This window comes from Spirillospora sp. NPDC047418, assembly GCF_040643275.1.
Lineage (GTDB): Bacteria > Actinomycetota > Actinomycetes > Streptosporangiales > Streptosporangiaceae > Spirillospora.
The window spans coordinates 15,692-32,402 of the sequence record NZ_JBEYTW010000098.1; the positions used below are offsets into that span (position 1 = coordinate 15,692).

A 16,711-nucleotide genomic window follows, 5' to 3' on the forward strand; every position below is an offset into this window, starting at 1 on the left:
TAACGTGTTAGCGTGGGGGGATGGGCAGGCCCAGGAAGTTCGAGGAGGAGCGGGCGGTCGAGGCCGCCATGCGGGCGTTCTGGGCGGACGGCTATGAGGCCACCTCGACCCAGGAGTTGTGCGAGGCGACCGGGCTCGGGCGCAGCAGCATCTACAACACGTTCGCCAGCAAGCGCGACCTGTTCGTCAAGGCGCTGACGCACTACATGGACGACAGGCACGCCAAGCTCGTCGCCCTCATGGAGGACGGCGAGATGCCCGTGCGCGAGCGGCTGCGCACCGTCCTGGAGTGGGCCGTCGCACCGGACGCGGACGACCCCGCCGGATGCCTGGTGGTGAATTCGAGGATCGAGTTCGGCTCGCACGACCCGGACATCACCGAGCGGCTCGAACGGCACCGGCGGCAGCAGTTCGCGGTGCTGAAGGCCGCCATCGAGGGCGGGATGCGCTCCGGCGAGATCGACGCGCGCAAGGACTCCGGGGCGCTGGCGCACTTCGTGACCGCGACGGTCGGCGGCATCCAGGTCGCCGCCCGGGGCGGCGCCGACCGCGTGACGGTCCAGAGCATCGCCGACACGGCCATGCTCGCCCTCTGAGCGAACGCGGACGCGCGCCGCCCCTTTTTTCTGCCCTTGTTTTGTATCGATCGATCCAATAAGGAGGCGGTACCGATGCCGATCGCCGTGTGGGTGCTGGGAATGGCGATCTTCGCGCAGGGGACGTCCGAGCTCATGCTCGCGGGCCTGCTGCCGGAGATGGCCGCCGACCTCGGGGTGTCCGTGCCGGACGCGGGCCTGCTCATCTCCGCGTTCGCGATCGGGATGCTCATCGGGGCGCCCGTCCTCGCGGTCCTGACGCTCCGGTGGCCGCACCGGCGCGCACTGCTGGCGTTCCTCGCGATCTTCGCGCTGACCCACGTGGTCGGCGCCCTCACACCCGGCTACTGGACGCTGTTCGCGATGCGGGTCGTGGGCGCGTTCGTCTACGCGGGGTTCTGGGCGGTGGCCGCCGCGACGGCCGTGAGCCTCGTCCCGCGGAACGCGCGCGGGAAGGCGATGGGGATCGTCGCGGGCGGGCTCACGGTCGCGGCGATCGTCGGGCTGCCCGCCGGGACGGTGATCGGGCAGCACCTCGGCTGGCGGTCCGCGTTCTGGGCGGTGGCGGCGATGTCGGCCATCGCGATGGCGGGTGTCGCCGCGACGATCCCGGCGGGGGCGTCGGGCGGCGAGGCGCCCCGCGTCCGGGACGAACTGCGCGCGGTGGCCGTCCCCCGGCTGTGGGCGCTCTACGGGACGACGGCGCTGGCGACGAGCGGGCTCCTGGTCACGTTCGGCTACCTCGGGGCCCTGCTGACCGAGACCACCGGGATCGCGGAGCGGTGGGTGCCCGCGGTGCTCGCCCTCTACGGCGTCGGCGCGCTCCTCGGGATCACCGCCGGCGGACGGACGGCCGACCGCTGGGCCGTCCCGACCCTGTACGCGGGGTTCACGGGCCTCACGGCCGTGTCCGTGCTGCTCGCGCTGGCGGCGGAGTCGCCCGTCCCGGTGGTGGTCCTGGTGTTCCTGCTCGGGCTCGCCGGGTTCGGCACGAACCCCACGCTGAACAGCCGCGCGTTCGGGATGGTGGACGGCGCGGCGACGCTGGTCGCGGCCGGGAACGTCGTCGCGTTCAACATCGGCATCACCGCGGGCCCATGGCTCGGCGGCCTGGCCATCGACGCGGGAAAGGGCTACGCGTCCACCGCCTGGATCGGAGCGGGCCTCGGGGCCGCCGCCCTCGCGGCCGTCGTCCTCGGGCGGATCGGACGGCGGCCGTCCGGGACGGCACGGGAGCGCCGCGAGACGGCGGTCGAGGTCTGACGCGGCGAAGGCCCGGGGCGGAGGGTTCCGTCCCGGGCCTTCACGGTGGTGGGCGTCGTCAGGAGCAGGTGGGCGCGCGGAAGGACCACAGGGCCCGCTGGCCGGCGTGCTCGGCGACCGTCCAGATGCGGTGCCGGCCGCGGTAGCAGGAGAGGTCCTCGGGGCCGTAGGAGATCGTCCGGCGCTTCACCTTGGCCCAGCCGCGCGAGGTGGGGTAGGTGGTGAGGAGGGAGCCGCGCTTGTGGCCGTGGCTCTGGGTGAACCACCACCGGCCGTGCGTCCGGACGGCGCCCTGGATCCTGTCGGCCGGGAGGACGGCACCCCAGCTGGGACGGGCGTGGCCGCCCCCGGACAGGGCACCGAGCCGCCAGGCCACCACGCGGCCCTGCGGCCACTTCGGACGGCAGTACTCGCCCGCGATGAGGGAGTGCGGCCAGGTGGTCCGGTCGATGGACATCCACGACATGCGGATCGGGCCGGTGCCCCGGCACTTCCCGCCGACCCTGCCGTTGGCCCAGCGCCAGCTGCCCGTCTGCGGCATCACGTAGCGGAAGCCGTGACCGTAGTACTTGCCGTGGTGGAGGCCGACCCAGCCGGAGTGGGCGGTCGAGCCCGACTTGCTCTTGGCAAGGTCGTAGATGTGGCGCATGTCGAACTCGCGGATCCCGTGGCGGGTGTCGGCGACGTAGAGCTTGTCGCCGTACCAGGCGATGCCGCCCGCGTGGATGCCGATGTCGGTGTAGCCGCTCCGCGTCGGCTCGACGAGCAGGACATGCCGGTAGGTGCGCCGGTCCGGGTTGACGAACGTGAGCCTGACCTTGCCGCTGTCGTGCCAGGACACGAGGATCGGCCTGCCGCCGCCCGCCCACCGTTCGCCGCCGGCCGCGTCCGACACGGTCGTGACGCCCTGCGGGACCCAGCTCCGGGTGGTGGAGTCGGCCCGGTTGAAGCAGTACACCAGCGAGTGGGCGGGGACGCCGGCGGCCCGGGCGCAGCCGCGGCCCAGCTTGCGCTGGCCGGACGAGCCGATCAGCGCGTCGACGCCGCTCCGGCGGAGCCTGGCGTCGAGGGTGCGGACCGGCCCGCCGAGGTCCGCACCGCGGCGGAGGACGAAATCGTCGGGGTTCAGGTCCGCCGGGGCCTTCGCGGTCACCGCCGCCGCGGGCGCCGCGGGCGCCGCGTGGGCGGCACCGGGGACGGCCACGAGCGCGGCACCGGCCGCCAGGGCGGCGGCACCTGATCGCCCGGCTCCCATCACTGTACGCTGCATGATCATCACGGTTCGCAACGTACCTCGGGCCGACGCTACGGACGACTCCGACATGACCTCGGGAAACGCATTTTGACCTTCGTTTCGCCATGACGTGCGCGAGGCGAGCCCGCGGCGGGCGCCGGGCGCCGCCGGGACGGCCCTCGCGGGGAGGGCCGTCCCGGGGAACGGGTCAGCGCAGCCGGCAGGTTCCGGAGTCGGACTTGGACGGGTCGCTCTCCGAGGTCCCGGTCAGCCGCAGCCGCGCGTGCCGGGACGCGCCCGGTGCCGCCTTCGCCCAGACCTCGACCTCGGTCCGGCCGCGCGCCGGAGCGGTCGCCAGCTCGTTCGGCAGCCATGTCGTCCAGCCCTCGCCGGACACGGCGGCCTTCAGCCGGAACACGTCGGAGGCGTGGTACCCGTCGCCGCCCCGGCCCGTGTTGCGGAGCGTCATCGTGCACTTCGTCCAGCCGGAGCCGGTCGAGCGCGCCGGGCCGGAGGTCAGCTTCACGCCGCGCCGCTGCGGTCCGGCGCCGTCCAGTGAACTGATCGCGACCGTGTAGGACAGGACGCCGCGCCGGTCGCGCTTCAGGTCGAGGACGTAGAAGTGCAGCCGGTTCGCCTCGTCGACGTACTCGTACTCGCTGCCGGAGCCGGTGCCCGCGTGGTACAGGGCGTCCGAGAGCTGGCGGTAGTCGCCGATCGTCATCTTCTGCGGCGTGCCGTCGGGGAGGACGAAGTCGACCTTGTCGATGTCCTGCGGGTTCGCGTCCTTGACCCAGATGAAGGGGGCGCGGTCGCGGTCCTTGGTCTTCGCCAGCAGGACGCCGGAGTCGGGGGTGAAGGAGTCGGTGCCCATCCGGTCGACGACCTCGATGGTGTAGTTGTCGTAACCGCCGCCGTCGCAGAGCGGGTCGGTCCGGGTGTCGCAGGCGGGGCTCTCGTCCCCGCCGTCGCCGAGCCGCAGGTTGATGCCGGCGAGGTCGGTCCCGCCCGGCTCGGCGGCACGGGCCGTCACCTTCGCGACCACCATGCCGGACGAGGCGAGGGCGTCCCGGCTGAGCTGGAGCACCTTGTCCGGGTCGACCATGCCCAGCTTCATCTTGTTGCGGAGCATGTGCTGCGCGCCCATGGACCCGCCGCCCGTCGCCGGGATCGTCCAGCGGCTGTGCGGGCCGCCCGGTCCGTTGAACGTGCCGCGGCTGAGCATGTCCCACGGGCCGCTGTAGGCCCGGCGCGGCGGGTCGCTGTACGGGTTGTTGTAGTTGTCGCCGATGCCCAGGATGTGGCTGAACTCGTGGGCGTACACCGACATGCCGGAGCTCTCCGCCTGGGTGGAGGACACACCGAAGATGGCGTTCGGCCAGATCGTGGAGCCCGCCTGCCAGGACGTCCAGGGGATGTAGCGGGTCTTCACCCAGTTCGGCAGGTTCGGGTCGCCGGGGCCCCACTCGGCCGGCACGTTCTCCGGGGTGCCGAACTTCATCTCGCCGAACTCCTGCCAGGTGGAGCTCTCGTCCTGTCCCGCGCTCAGGAAGAAGACGAAGTCGTACTTGGCCGCGGTCTCCTCGCCGACGTCACCGACCCAGGCGGCACGGGCGTCCGCCCGCAGGTCGCGGCCGCAGGTGTCGCCGGCCGGGCAGCCGGTGCCGCCCTGCATGCCGTCCACGCCGTACTCGTGGTCCTTGGCGGGCATCCGGTAGGCGCCGAACCCGGTGAGGTCGACCCCGTACCGGCCGCCGGAGTCCTCCATCCAGTACTCGTGGAGCGTGTGGCCGTGGTTCAGCTTCTGCGGCGTGTTGAGGAAGTTCTGGTAGAACTCGGCGACCTCGCCGCGCGGGACGTCCCCGACCTCGACCGGGTTGCCGAAGACCGAGGAGTTCTTCGGCTGCGTCACCTCGAACGGCTGGTTCGCGTAGTCGACGAGGACCACCGCGACGTTGAAGTTCCGCACCGACCCCTTCCGGGACGGGTCCGACCACGACGTGCCGGGAATCGACCGGTAGTCGTTCCACGTCATCGTGTCGGGAAGCTCGTAGTTCTGCGGGTCGATCGGACGCGGCGCGCCCGCCGCGAACGTGCGGGCGGACGGCTGTTCGCGCTGCCACGGCTGCGTCTGCGGCCAGTGCCGCATCTGCCACGGGTTGGCGGTCGGCTCCGGGATCGGCGGTCTCGGCTGCGCGGCGGCCGGGACGGCGGTCGCGAGCCCCGCGACCAGTCCCAGCGCCGCCGCGGGCACCAGCAGCATGTTCTTCGCGCGCATGTCTCCCCTACCTCTCCGGTGGGTTGCTGAGAGGTAGGTAAGAACAGCCGGTTCCGTCCCGCTAGGGCCGACTTAGCCGATCTTGCGCCGAATGTCCTGGCAGGTCGCGCGATGCGCCCAGGTCACAGCGGGCGACCGGGGCACAGTGGCGGCCGGGTCACAGCGGGAGTTCGCGGGCGGCGACGACGATGCCGTCCTCGTCGCTGTAGAGCCAGTCGCCCGGACGGAACTCCACGCCGCCGAACGCCACCGGGACGTCCACCTCGCCGGCGCCGTCCTTGGCGCTCTTGCGCGGGTTCGAGCCGAGCGCCTTCGCGCCGAGGTCGAGCCCGCGGACCGCGGCCACGTCCCGGACCGCGCCGTTGATCACGACGCCGGACCAGCCGTTCGCCACCGCGGCCGCCGCGATCATGTCGCCCATCAGCGCGGACGCCAGCGATCCGGCGCCGTCCACGACGAGCACGCGGCCCTCGCCCGGGGAGTTCAGCAGCTTCTTCACCAGCCCGTTGTCGTGGTGGCAGCGCACGGTCGAGACCGGGCCGGCGAACGCCGTCCGAGCGCCGTACTGGCGGAACTGCGTCTCGCAGCTGCGCAGCTCGTCCCCGAAGTCGTCGATGAGGTCAGCGGTCGCGAAGTCCATGACGGCAGCCTACTGAACGGTAACCGCGTCAGGCGGACGGCGCGTCGGTGGGACGGCCGATCAGCCGCGACAGGACGATCGACGTCTTCGTCGCGGTGATGTTGTCCTCGCGGCGCAGCCGTTCGAGGGCCTGCTCCAGATGCTGGATGTCGCGGGCCCGCACGTGCACGAGCGCGCTCGCGTCGCCGCTGATCGTGTACGCCGCGACGACCTCCGGGTGGCCGCGGACGCTGGAGTAGATCTGCTCCGGCGACGTCGCGCCCGTGCAGAAGATCTCGATGAACGCCTCTGTCGTCCAGCCGAGCGCGGCCGGATCGACCACCGCCGCGAAGCCGTTGATCACGCCGTCCGAGCGCAGCCGGTCGACCCGCCGCTTCACCGCCGGGGCCGACAGTCCGACCTTGTCGCCGATCTGCGCGTAGGAGGCGCGGCCGTCCTCCAGGAGCCGCGCAACGATTCGGCGGTCGAGCTCGTCAAGACGCAACAAATAACACCCCCGAAGTCGGTTTTCGTCATTGGTCGACGGTCATTTCCGAACATACGCTGGGAAGCGGACCGGCGGCCACCCGACCCGGCCGGCCCTCTCCCCTCGGCACCGGGCGCGCGCCCGGTGTCCCAGCCATGCCCCGGCCCGACCGGCCGGGCCGAGCCGCGAAGGAGCGTCGTGACGCAAACCGACCAGCTGCGAGCGATGTCCGAGGACCACAGCGCGCACAACTACCATCCCCTCCCCATCGTGGTCGCCGAAGCGGACGGCGTGTGGCTGACCGATGTGGGCGGACGCCGCTACCTCGACATGCTGGCCGCCTACTCGGCCGTCAACTTCGGCCACCGCAACCCCCGCCTCACCGCGGCCGCCAAGCGCCAGCTCGACCGCGTCACGCTCGTCAGCCGCGCCTTCGACCACGACCAGTTCGGCCCCTTCGTCGCCGAGCTGGCCGAGCTGTGCGGCAAGGACATGGTGCTGCCGATGAACAGCGGCGCCGAGGCCGTCGAGACCGCGCTGAAGACCGCCCGCAAGTGGGGCTACGAGGTCAAGGGCGTCCCGGCTGGCCAGGCGAACATCATCACGTTCGAGGGCAACTTCCACGGCCGCACCACCACGATCATCAGCTTCTCCACCGACCCGGACGCCCGCGACTCCTACGGCCCCTACACGCCCGGCTTCCGGACCGTCCCGTACGGGGACGTCGAGGCCCTCAAGGCGGCGATGGACGGCGCCACGGTCGGCGTGCTGATCGAGCCGATCCAGGGCGAGGCCGGCGTGAACGTCCCGCCGAGCGGGTTCCTGCGCGCCGTCCGCGACCTCTGCACCGCCAACGGCTCGCTGATGATCGCGGACGAGATCCAGTCGGGCCTCGGCCGCACCGGCACCACCTTCGCCGTCGAGCACGAGGGCGTCGTCCCCGACGTCTACATCCTCGGCAAGGCGCTCGGCGGCGGCATCATGCCGGTCTCCGCCGTGGTCGCCGACCGCGACGTCCTCGGCGTCTTCAAGCCGGGCCAGCACGGCTCGACGTTCGGCGGCAACCCGCTCGCCTGCGCCATCGGGCGCGAGGTCATCAAGATCCTGAAGACCGGCGAGTTCCAGGAGCGCTCGCGCACCCTCGGCGCGCACATGCACGAGCGCCTCGGCCACCTCCCGGGCGACCTCGTCCGCGAGGTCCGCGGCCGCGGCCTGTGGGCGGGCGTCGAGCTGAACGGCAAGGCCCGCCCGGTCAGCGAGCGCCTCATGGACCTCGGCGTCCTCGCCAAGGAGACCCACGAGACCACGCTCCGCCTGGCGCCCCCGCTGGTCATCGAGCGCGACGACCTCGACTGGGCCCTGGACCAGCTGGAGATCGCCCTGAAGGGCTGACCCCCGAGTTCGGGACACCGCCGGTCAACGGCGCCCGGCGGTGTCCCGCCTGCTCCGGCGGTGTCCCGCTTGCTAACGCAAACCCGCGAGCGGTCAAAGACTCGGTCGGCGGGCGCGCGGCGCGGCGGCGCGGCACGGCCGCGGCGGCAGGGTGGGCGGCATGCTGCGGAACAGGAGCCGGCGCCGGGTCATCATCGGCTGCGGCGGGCTGGCGTTGGGCGTGCTGGTGCTGCTCGCGGGCGGGCTCTATCTGCTGCAACGCGCGTACAACGGGGAGGTCCAGCGGGTCGCGGGGGCGCTGCCCACCGGGGCCGGGCGGCCCTCGGACTCCGGGCGCGGGGAGAACTGGCTGCTGATCGGGTCCGACCGGCGCGCCGACATCCCGTCGATGGGCGCACGGGCCGACACGATCATGCTGGTGCACATGTCGGGGCGCGGCGACCGGGTGTCGCTGATCTCCATCCCGCGGGACGGCTGGGTGCCCGTCCCCGGGCACGGCACCACCAAGATCAACGCGGCGTTCGCGTACGGCGGGCCGTCGCTGCTGGTCCGCGCGGTGGAGGGGCTCACGCACGTCCGGGTCGACCACTACGCCAGCCTCGACTTCCGCGGGTTCGTGAAGATGACGGACGCCCTCGGCGGCGTCGACGTGACCATCACCAAGGACACCTACGACCCGATGCACGAACGGCGCTGGAAGGCCGGGCACCAGCATCTGGACGGCACGGAGGCGCTCGACTTCGTCCGGCAGCGGTGGAACCTGCCGGACGGCGACCTCGACCGGATCAAGCGGCAGCAGGCGTTCCTGCACGCGCTCGCGGCCAAGGCGCTCGACACCCGCAACCCGCTCAAGATCGACCGGTTCATCCGGGCGGTGACCGGCTCGGTGAGCGTGGACGACTCGGTGACCGCCGGGACGCTGCGCGGGCTCGCGCACCGGCTGCTGAAGACGTCGCTGATGGAGTACCTGACCACCCCGGTCGCGCGGACGGCCGAGCGCGACGGGCAGAGTGTCGTACTCCTGGACGATGATGGCGCGCGGTCGCTCTTCACCGCCGTCCGGGAGGACCGAGTCGGCGACTACGTGACCCGCAACGGCGCGGCCAACTCGGTCGACGCGGTCAGATGATCCCCTGACCTGCAGAGACATGTCCGGTATGCCAAAAAAGGTGACATAAGTCGTCCAGGTGGATTAGTCTGAGCGGACTAATCGACGCCGACCATTGGCAACGCCACCATGTCCCGACCCATCACCCCGCTCGCGCTGACCGTGCTGCGGATGCTGTGCGACCGGCCCATGCACCCGTACGAGATGCAGCAGCGCGTCCGCGACTACGCCTACGACAAGGCCGTCAAGATCACCCACGGGGCGCTGTACCACTCGGTGGAGCGGCTGGCCGCCGGCGGGCTCATCGAGCCGCTGGAGACCAGCCGGGAGGGCCGCCGGCCCGAGCGCACCACCTACGCGGTGACCGACGCCGGGCGCGACGCCGCGCAGATCCGGCTCGCCGACCTGCTGCGCGACCCGGTCGAGGAGTTCCCGCTGTTCGGCACCGGGCTGGCCTTCGTCAACCTGCTGCCCGAGGACGAGGTCGTCCGGCACCTGCGCGGCCGCGCGGTCGCGCTGGAGGCGGCGCTCGCCGGCCACCAGACGGCGCACGACTCGCTCCGCAAGCAGGGCCTCGACCGGTACAAGCTCCTCGATCAGGAGTGGATGACCGCGCGGGTGCGCGGCGAACTGGAGTTCGTGCGGGGACTGGTCGACGACCTGGAGGACGGCCGGCTCACCTGGAAGGACGACGAGGTGCAGATCCGCTGCCACCCGCGGCCACGGCCGCGGCCACGCCATGGCGACAAGGGGGACTCATGAGCAGATGGCGCGGAAATCCCTGGGCGATCCTGCTCACGCTCTCCCTGGGATTCTTCATGACGCTGCTCGACCTGACGATCGTGAACATCGCGATCCCGAGCATGACCGAGAAGCTGGACGCCTCGCTGGACGAGGTGCTGTGGGTCGTCAACGCCTACATCCTCGTGCTGGCGGTGCTGCTGATCACCGCCGGCCGGCTGGGCGACCTGTGGGGCAAGAAGAACCTGTTCATCGCCGGGGTGGCACTGTTCACGCTGTCCAGCCTGGCGTGCGGCGTCGCGCAGGACCCGACGCAGCTGATCATCGCGCGCGGGGTGCAGGGCCTCGGCGCCGCGCTGCTGATGCCGCAGACCATGTCGATCATCATCGCGGTGTTCCCGGCGGAGCGGCGCGGTGCCGCGCTCGGCGTGTGGGGCGCGGTGGCCGGGGTGTCCACGATCGCCGGGCCGACGATCGGCGGGCTGCTGGTCACCAGCCTCGACTGGCGGTGGATCTTCTTCGTGAACCTGCCGATCGGGATCCTGGTGCTGTCGATGGCCGTGCCGATCCTGCCCGGCCACACCCGCACCGTCCGGCACCGGTTCGACATCGTCGGGGTGCTGCTGGCGTCCGCCGCCCTGTTCTGCCTCACGTTCGCGCTCACCGAGGGCCAGAAGTACGAGTGGAACGAGGGCATCTGGGGCCTCATCGCCGCCGGCCTCGCGCTGTTCGTCGTCTTCGTCGTGCAGCAGCGCTCCAAGCAGGACGGTGAGCCGCTCGTCCCGTTCTCGCTGTTCAAGGACCGCAACTTCACCGTGCTGAACTTCGTCGGCGCGGCCGTCTCGGTCGGCATGATCGGCATGTTCCTGCCGATGACGATCTACCTGCAGTCGGTGCTCGGATTCAGCGCCCTCAAGGCGGGCCTCGTCATGGCGCCGTCGTCGGTGGTGTCGATGTTCCTCGCGCCCGTCGCGGGACGGCTGTCCGACCGGATCGGCGGCAAGTTCATCCTGATGGGCGGCCTCACCCTCTACGGCCTCGGCATGGTGTGGATCGTCCTCATCGCCGAGGTCGGGACGGACTGGAAGGCGTTCATCCCCGCGCTCGTCGTGAGCGGGCTCGGCATCGGCGGCGTGTTCGCGCCGATGGCGACCGAGGCGACCCGGAACGTCCCGGCGCGCCTGGCCGGGGCCGCGTCCGGCGTCAACAACACGATCCGGCAGGTCGGGTCGGTGCTGGGCAGCGCGGCGGTCGGCGCCGTCCTGCAGAACCAGCTCGCGTCCGGCCTGCGGGACGAGGCCGCGGCCCGCTCCGCCGCGCTCCCCGCGAACATCCGCCCCGGCTTCGTGCAGGGGTTCAAGGACGCGGCCAAGAGCGGCCTGGAGGTCGGCGCGGGCCAGGACGGCGCGAAGCAGCAGCTTCCGCCGGGCCTCCCGCCGAACGTCGCGCACCGCGTCCACGAACTGGCCGGGCAGGTCTTCTCGCACGGCTTCGTGCACGCGATGAAGCCGGCGATGTGGCTGCCGATCGTCGTCATCCTGCTGAGCGCCGCCGCGTGTCTCAGCCTGAAGGGCCACAAGAGCAACACGGCCCCGGCCCGGCTCGACGCGGAACCCGCCCCGATGGCGTCCTGACCGGCGCTACTCGCGGATACGGCCCGCCCTGCCGAGGAGCCAATCTCCGGGCGGGCGGGCCGGCGGCACCGTCATGACGCCCGCCACGGCGGCCAGCATGCCGCCGATGATGAACAGGTACCCGGCCGTCGTGCCGGGGACGACGAGGTCCCCCTCGCTGCGGCGCATCGACATCACGAAGACCACGACGCCCCACACGACCGCGGGGACCGTCGCGCCGAGCCGCCCGCCCATCCCGAGGCCGGCCAGCCGGGCCATCGCGAAGACCAGCGCCACCAGGACGATCGCCGCGACCGGGACCGGGCCGGCGGTCCAGTCCTGGGCGAACGAGCCGACCACGCCGAACACCCCGCCGAGCAGGCCGAGGGCGGCGTAGGCGGCACCGGACACGAACGCGTCCAGCGGGCCCTCGCCCGCCCGGGTCAGGCCGGTGCCCTCACCGGCCCTGGTCAGGCCGGGGGCGTCGCCCGCCGCGGGGAGGCCGTCCTTGGCGAGGCCGACCCGCGCCTCGTCGTCGTCCTTGTGCACGGAAGTCAGGCTACCGGGGGGCGGAGGCCCGCCCCCACCTCACGCCGGGTCGCGGGCCTCCGGCAGCCCGGCGAACAGGTCGCGCTCGCGGCGGCCGGGGACCACCGGGCCCAGCTCACCGGCCTGCAGGGTGAAGTACTCGGTGCCGAACGCCTGCTGGCCGAGGTTGTTGGACAGCGCGAAGAACGGCCCGACCCGGTCGGGCGCGACGACGATCTGGGTGCGGTGGGCGCGCAGCGCGGCCAGCTTGGCGGGCAGGTGCGCGCGGGCGTCCACGGCCGAGGTGACCTGGTCGTCGGGGACGCCGGAGCCCAGCTCGTCCAGCCCGGCGACGCGCGCGAACGGCAGCTTCGCCTCGCGCATCACCGCGATCGCCCGCGCGAGGACGGTGCGCGGGGTCGCGTACGCGTAGAACTTGCCGGCCCGCCACGGCTCGGCGCCGTCCTGGAAGTCCGGGTCGGCGGCCAGCTCGAACGCCCGCCACGCGACGCGGTGCGCCTGGATGTGGTCGGGGTGCCCGTAGTTGCCGCGCTCGTCGTAGGTGACGATCACCTGCGGCCGGACCTCCCGGATCACCGCGACGAGGTCGGCCGCGGCGGTGTCGAGGTCCGCCTGCCAGAAGCAGCGCGGGTCGTCGTTGGTGGGGGCGCCCATCATGCCGGAGTCGCGCCACCGCCCGGCGCCGCCGAGGAAGCGGTGGTCGCGCACGCCGAGCGCGGCGCAGGCCGCCGCGAGCTCCCCGATCCGGTACTCGCCGAGCGCGTCCTCCTTGTCGGAGGCCAGGTGGCGCAGCTCGTCCGGGATGATCTCGCCCTCCTCGCCGAGCGTGCAGGTGACGAGACAGACGTGGGCGCCCTCGGCGGCGTACTTGGCCATGGTCGCCCCGGTCCCGATGGACTCGTCGTCCGGATGGGCGTGGACGAACAGGATCCGCGGCTCCTTCATAGTCAACGAGCCTACTCAGGGCCCGGCGGGACGGCGATGACCGCCCTGCCCCGCGCATTCCGCCGAGCACCGCCGCCCGTGCTCAGCCGCCTCCACCGGCCCCGGGGCCGCCACCGCCCGCTCCGGGACCGCCGCCGTCACCGTCGTCACCGCCGCCGCCTCCACCGGTGGTGGGCGGCCCGCTGGTCGGCGGTTCGCTCGTCGGCGGCTCGCTGGTCGGCGGCTCGCTCGTGGGCGGCTCGCTGGTCGGCGGCTCGGACGTCCGCGGCGGCGGCGTGTTCTGCCGCGTCCGGGTGCGGGTCGGCGTCGGCTCCTCCGGCTCCTCGCTGGTCGGGGTCTCCGACACCGTCCCGGAGTCGGTGACCGACGGCGACACCGGCGCGTTCGGGGAGTCGTTCCCGCCGCGGGTCGCCGCGTACACGCCGACGACGAGCGCCAGCACGAGGATCGCCGCGACGGCCGCGACGAGCGGCATCTTCGACTTGCGCTCGGGCTCCCAGTCGTCGTACCGGGCCCGCTCGGCGCCGTACGGGGGCCGCGCGGGCGGCAGGTTCCCGGTGTAGTCGGCCGGTGAGACGCGCTGCGTCCCGCCGGGGGGACCGCCGGGGTGGGTCGAGCCCGCCATCATCCCGGCCGCGCCGAGGCCGCCCGCGGCGAGCGTCGTGCCCTCCGCGAGCATCGTGTTGGCCTGCGCGGGGTCGTCCATGCGGGTCTGCCCGGCGCCGCCCGGCCCGCTGCCGATCAGCGCCATCATGATCTGCTGCGCGGTCGGCCGCCGCTCCGGCTCCTTGGCCAGGCACGCGCCGATCAGCCGGTGCAGGTCGGCCGGGACGCCCTCCAGCATCGGCGGCTCGTGCATCACCCGGTTGATCACCGCCATCACGGTGTCGTCGCCGAACGGCGGATGCCCGGTCGCGGCGAACACCATCGTGGTCGCCCACGCCCACACGTCCACGGCCTCGGTGAGCGTCGCGCCCGCCACCTGCTCGGGCGCCATGTAGGACGGCGTGCCGATCGCCTTCGTCGCGTTGGTCTGCCCGGTGTCGAGGGCCCGCGCGATGCCGAAGTCGATCACCCGCGGCCCGTCCGGGGCCATGATGACGTTGTGCGGCTTGAAGTCGCGGTGCACGATCCCCGCCTGGTGGATCGCCACCAGCGCGGTCGCGGTGCCGATCGCGAGCCGGTCCAGCGCGGCCCCGCCGATCGGGCCGGCCTCGGTGACCTGGCTGTACAGCGACGGGCCCGGCACGTACTCGCTGGCGATGTAGGGCTGGTCGCCCGCGACATCGGCCTCCAGGACCTGCGCCGTGCAGAACCGCGCGACCTGCTTGGCGGCCTGCGCCTCCCGGACGAACCGGGTGCGCGCCATCGTGTCCCCGGCCAGATCGGCGCGCAGGAGCTTGATCGCGGCCCGGTTCCCGGAGGCGTCGACGCCGGCGTAGACGACGCCCTGGCCGCCCTCGCCGAGCCGTTCGACGATCTCGTACGAGCCAAGCCGCCGGGGATCTCCCGGCTGCAGCTCCGGCATTGACCACTCCTCAGCCCGCGACAGAAAAAATGTGCTTGGGGAAGCTTTGAGCTTACGCGAGCGCGGACGCGGGCACGGGACATTCCCCGTCCACCAATCGCGACAGCCCGTGATCATAGAGGGCAGGAGGCCGCCGTGCGCCGTACTTCCCGGGCATCCTGGCAGACTCGGGTGCCATGAGCATCAGCTATCCGCGGCAGAGCGCCCGCACCCGGCGGTTCAGCCTCGGCGTACCGCGCGCCTTCCAGATCGCGCCGGACGAGTCGCGCGTCGTCTTCCTGCGCACGAGGGCCGGCGACGATCCGGTCACCTGCCTGTGGACGCTGGACGCCGCGACCGGCGAGGAGCGCTGCGTCGCCGACCCGGCCGCGCTGGACGTCCCCGGCGAGGAGAACCTCCCCGCCGAGGAGCGCGCCCGGCGCGAGCGGGCCCGCGAGCAGGCGGGCGGCATCGTCGGGTACGCGACCGACCGGGCGATGAGGGAGGCCGCCTTCACCCTCGCCGGGCGGCTCTACGTCGTCGACCTCGACACCGCGCTGGTCCGCGAGCTGCCCGCGCAGGCGCCGGTGTTCGACCCCCGCCCCGACCCGGCCGGACGGCGGATCGCCTACGTGTCGGGCCGGACGCTGCGGCTCATCGAGATCGACGGCACCGACGACCGGGCCCTCGTCCAGCCGGAGTCCGACCAGATCTCCTACGGCCTCGCCGAGTTCGTCGCGGCGGAGGAGATGAACCGGATGCGCGGTCACTGGTGGGCGCCCGACGGCGGCACGCTCCTCGCCGCGCGGGTGGACGAGACGCCCGTGCAGCGCTGGCACATCGCCGACCCCGCGAACCCGGACCGCACCCCGTCCGAGATCGCCTACCCGGCCGCCGGGACGCCGAACGCGCTGGTGTCGCTGGTGCTGCTCAAGGTGGACGGCCGGCGCACCACCGTCGCCTGGGACCGCGGGATGTTCCCTTACTTCGTCGCGGCCTCCTGGGACCGGCACGGCCTGCTGGTCGTCGTCCAGCCCCGCGACCAGCGGGCGCAGCGGGTGCTGAGCATCGACCCGTCCAACGGCGAGACGTCCCTCGTGCACACCGAGCACGACCCGGTGTGGACCGACATCGTCCCCGGCCTGCCCGCCCGGACGAACTCCGGCGCCCTCGTCTGGGTCACCGAGGACCGCGGCACCGACACCCGCCGCATCACGGTCGCGGGCGAGCCGGTCACGCCGGCCGGCCTGCAGGTCCGGTCGGTGCTCGGGGTGGAGGGCGAGTCGATCCTGTTCACCGCGTCGCCGGAGCCCACCGAGGTCCACCTGTACTCCCGGGACGGCGCGGAGATCACCCGGCTGACCGAGGGGGCGGGCGTCTTCGGCGGCATCCGCTCGGGCGGCGTCACCGTGGTCACGGGGGCGCGGCTGGACCGGCCCGGCTCGGAGGCCGAGGTGCGCACGCCGGCCGGGACGCACCCGGTCGCCTCGTTCGCCGAGACGCCGGTGATCACGCCGCGGGTCGAGCTGCTGCGCGCCGGCGACCGCGAGATCCGCACCGCCGTGCTGCTGCCCACCGGGTGGGAGCCCGCCCAGGGCCGGCTGCCCGTGCTCATGGACCCCTACGGCGGGCCGCACGCCCAGCGCGTCCTCGCCGTGCAGCGCATGTACTGCGAGGCGCAGTGGCTCGCCGACCAGGGCTTCGCCGTCGTGATCGCCGACGGGCGCGGCACGCCCGCGCGCGGCCCGGCGTGGGAGCGGTCGGTGCACGGCGACTTCGTCGGCCCCGTGCTGGACGACCAGATCACCGCGCTGATCGAGGCGGCGCGCAAGCACCCGGCGGCGCTCGACCTCGACCGGGTCGGCATCCGCGGCTGGTCGTTCGGCGGCTGGCTCGCGGGCCTCGCCGTCCTGGCGCGCCCGGACGTATTCCACGTGGGCATCGCCGGCGCCCCGGTGACCGACTGGCGGCTCTACGACACCCACTACACCGAGCGCTACCTCGGCCACCCCGACGAGGACCCGGACAACTACGCCGCGAACTCCCTGATCGAGCGGGCCGCCGACCTGAAGCGCCCGCTGATGATCATCCACGGCCTCGCGGACGACAACGTGGTGGCGGCCCACACCCTCCGCCTGTCCTCGGCCCTGCTGGCGGCGGGCCGCCCGCACACCGTCCTCCCCCTGTCGGGCGTGACCCACATGACCCCGCAAGAGGCAGTGGCGGAAAACCTCCTGCACATCCAGGTCGACTACCTGAAGGCCGCCCTCTCCACCTGACCCCCCGTTGATCTGCGGCGTGTTGTTGTTATCCGGCAGCTCATATCTCGTCTCCGCCTTCGATGAGCCGTCCGCCAAGCTGCGCGCCCACGTAGGCCAC

The 16,711-nt window shown here is 72.8% G+C and carries 14 protein-coding genes; 7 read left to right on the forward strand and 7 right to left on the reverse strand.

The genetic code is table 11. From position 1 onward, the window contains the following. Positions 1-20: 20 nt before the first annotated feature. Positions 21-596, forward strand: a complete 576-nt coding sequence (locus ABZ806_RS37370; protein ID WP_500223026.1) for a TetR/AcrR family transcriptional regulator — start codon at positions 21-23, stop codon at positions 594-596. A gap of 75 nt (positions 597-671) precedes the next feature. Beyond that, a complete protein-coding gene (locus ABZ806_RS37375) occupies positions 672-1,859 on the forward strand; it encodes a Cmx/CmrA family chloramphenicol efflux MFS transporter (protein WP_500223028.1) in 1,188 nt (395 codons plus the stop codon). A gap of 58 nt (positions 1,860-1,917) precedes the next feature. Here ABZ806_RS37375 and ABZ806_RS37380 read toward each other — a convergent pair whose 3' ends face one another. The 4 genes from ABZ806_RS37380 to ABZ806_RS37395 form a co-directional block, all read right to left on the reverse strand. Then, the gene (locus tag ABZ806_RS37380) at positions 1,918-3,129 is read right to left on the reverse strand and encodes a hypothetical protein (protein ID WP_500223030.1); all 1,212 of its coding nucleotides are present in this window, start codon (positions 3,127-3,129) and stop codon (positions 1,918-1,920) included. Between the two features lie 172 nt (positions 3,130-3,301). Beyond that, the gene (locus ABZ806_RS37385; RefSeq protein ID WP_500223032.1) at positions 3,302-5,371 is read right to left on the reverse strand and encodes a M6 family metalloprotease domain-containing protein; all 2,070 of its coding nucleotides are present in this window, start codon (positions 5,369-5,371) and stop codon (positions 3,302-3,304) included. 157 nt (positions 5,372-5,528) lie between these two features. After that, positions 5,529-6,011, reverse strand: a complete 483-nt coding sequence (gene rraA / locus ABZ806_RS37390; protein ID WP_500223034.1) for a ribonuclease E activity regulator RraA — start codon at positions 6,009-6,011, stop codon at positions 5,529-5,531. A gap of 28 nt (positions 6,012-6,039) precedes the next feature. Next, a complete protein-coding gene (locus ABZ806_RS37395) occupies positions 6,040-6,495 on the reverse strand; it encodes an Lrp/AsnC family transcriptional regulator (RefSeq protein ID WP_500223036.1) in 456 nt (151 codons plus the stop codon). A 207-nt stretch (positions 6,496-6,702) separates the two neighbouring features. Here ABZ806_RS37395 and rocD point away from each other — a divergent pair, with 207 nt between their 5' ends. The 4 genes from rocD (at position 6,703) to ABZ806_RS37415 (ending at position 11,352) form a co-directional block, all read left to right on the forward strand. Beyond that, on the forward strand, positions 6,703-7,869 hold the full coding sequence (gene rocD, locus ABZ806_RS37400) for an ornithine--oxo-acid transaminase (RefSeq protein ID WP_500223052.1): 1,167 nt from the start codon (positions 6,703-6,705) through the stop codon (positions 7,867-7,869). Positions 7,870-8,029: 160 nt separating this feature from the next. After that, positions 8,030-8,998, forward strand: a complete 969-nt coding sequence (locus tag ABZ806_RS37405) for an LCP family protein (protein WP_500223038.1) — start codon at positions 8,030-8,032, stop codon at positions 8,996-8,998. Positions 8,999-9,106: 108 nt separating this feature from the next. Further along, positions 9,107-9,739 carry a PadR family transcriptional regulator gene (locus tag ABZ806_RS37410; protein ID WP_500223040.1) on the forward strand — a complete coding sequence of 211 codons (633 nt, stop codon included), beginning with the start codon at positions 9,107-9,109 and terminating at the stop codon, positions 9,737-9,739. Next, the gene (locus ABZ806_RS37415; RefSeq protein ID WP_500223042.1) at positions 9,736-11,352 is read left to right on the forward strand and encodes a DHA2 family efflux MFS transporter permease subunit; all 1,617 of its coding nucleotides are present in this window, start codon (positions 9,736-9,738) and stop codon (positions 11,350-11,352) included. The genes ABZ806_RS37410 and ABZ806_RS37415 overlap by 4 nt, the downstream gene beginning before the upstream one ends. A gap of 6 nt (positions 11,353-11,358) precedes the next feature. Here the strand turns inward: ABZ806_RS37415 and ABZ806_RS37420 are convergent, their stop codons facing one another. From ABZ806_RS37420 to ABZ806_RS37430, 3 genes are all read right to left on the reverse strand, one after another. Beyond that, positions 11,359-11,880 carry a DUF6113 family protein gene (locus tag ABZ806_RS37420; protein WP_500223044.1) on the reverse strand — a complete coding sequence of 174 codons (522 nt, stop codon included), beginning with the start codon at positions 11,878-11,880 and terminating at the stop codon, positions 11,359-11,361. A gap of 39 nt (positions 11,881-11,919) precedes the next feature. Then, positions 11,920-12,825 (reverse strand): N-acetyl-1-D-myo-inositol-2-amino-2-deoxy-alpha-D-glucopyranoside deacetylase, encoded by a 906-nt coding sequence (gene mshB / locus ABZ806_RS37425; RefSeq protein WP_500223047.1) that lies wholly within the window; start codon positions 12,823-12,825, stop codon positions 11,920-11,922. An 82-nt stretch (positions 12,826-12,907) separates the two neighbouring features. Next, a complete protein-coding gene (locus tag ABZ806_RS37430) occupies positions 12,908-14,353 on the reverse strand; it encodes a serine/threonine-protein kinase (protein WP_500223049.1) in 1,446 nt (481 codons plus the stop codon). Positions 14,354-14,529: 176 nt separating this feature from the next. On the opposite strand from ABZ806_RS37430, the gene ABZ806_RS37435 reads away from it, so the two are divergent. Further along, positions 14,530-16,611, forward strand: a complete 2,082-nt coding sequence (locus ABZ806_RS37435; RefSeq protein ID WP_500223051.1) for a S9 family peptidase — start codon at positions 14,530-14,532, stop codon at positions 16,609-16,611. Positions 16,612-16,711 lie beyond the last annotated feature (100 nt).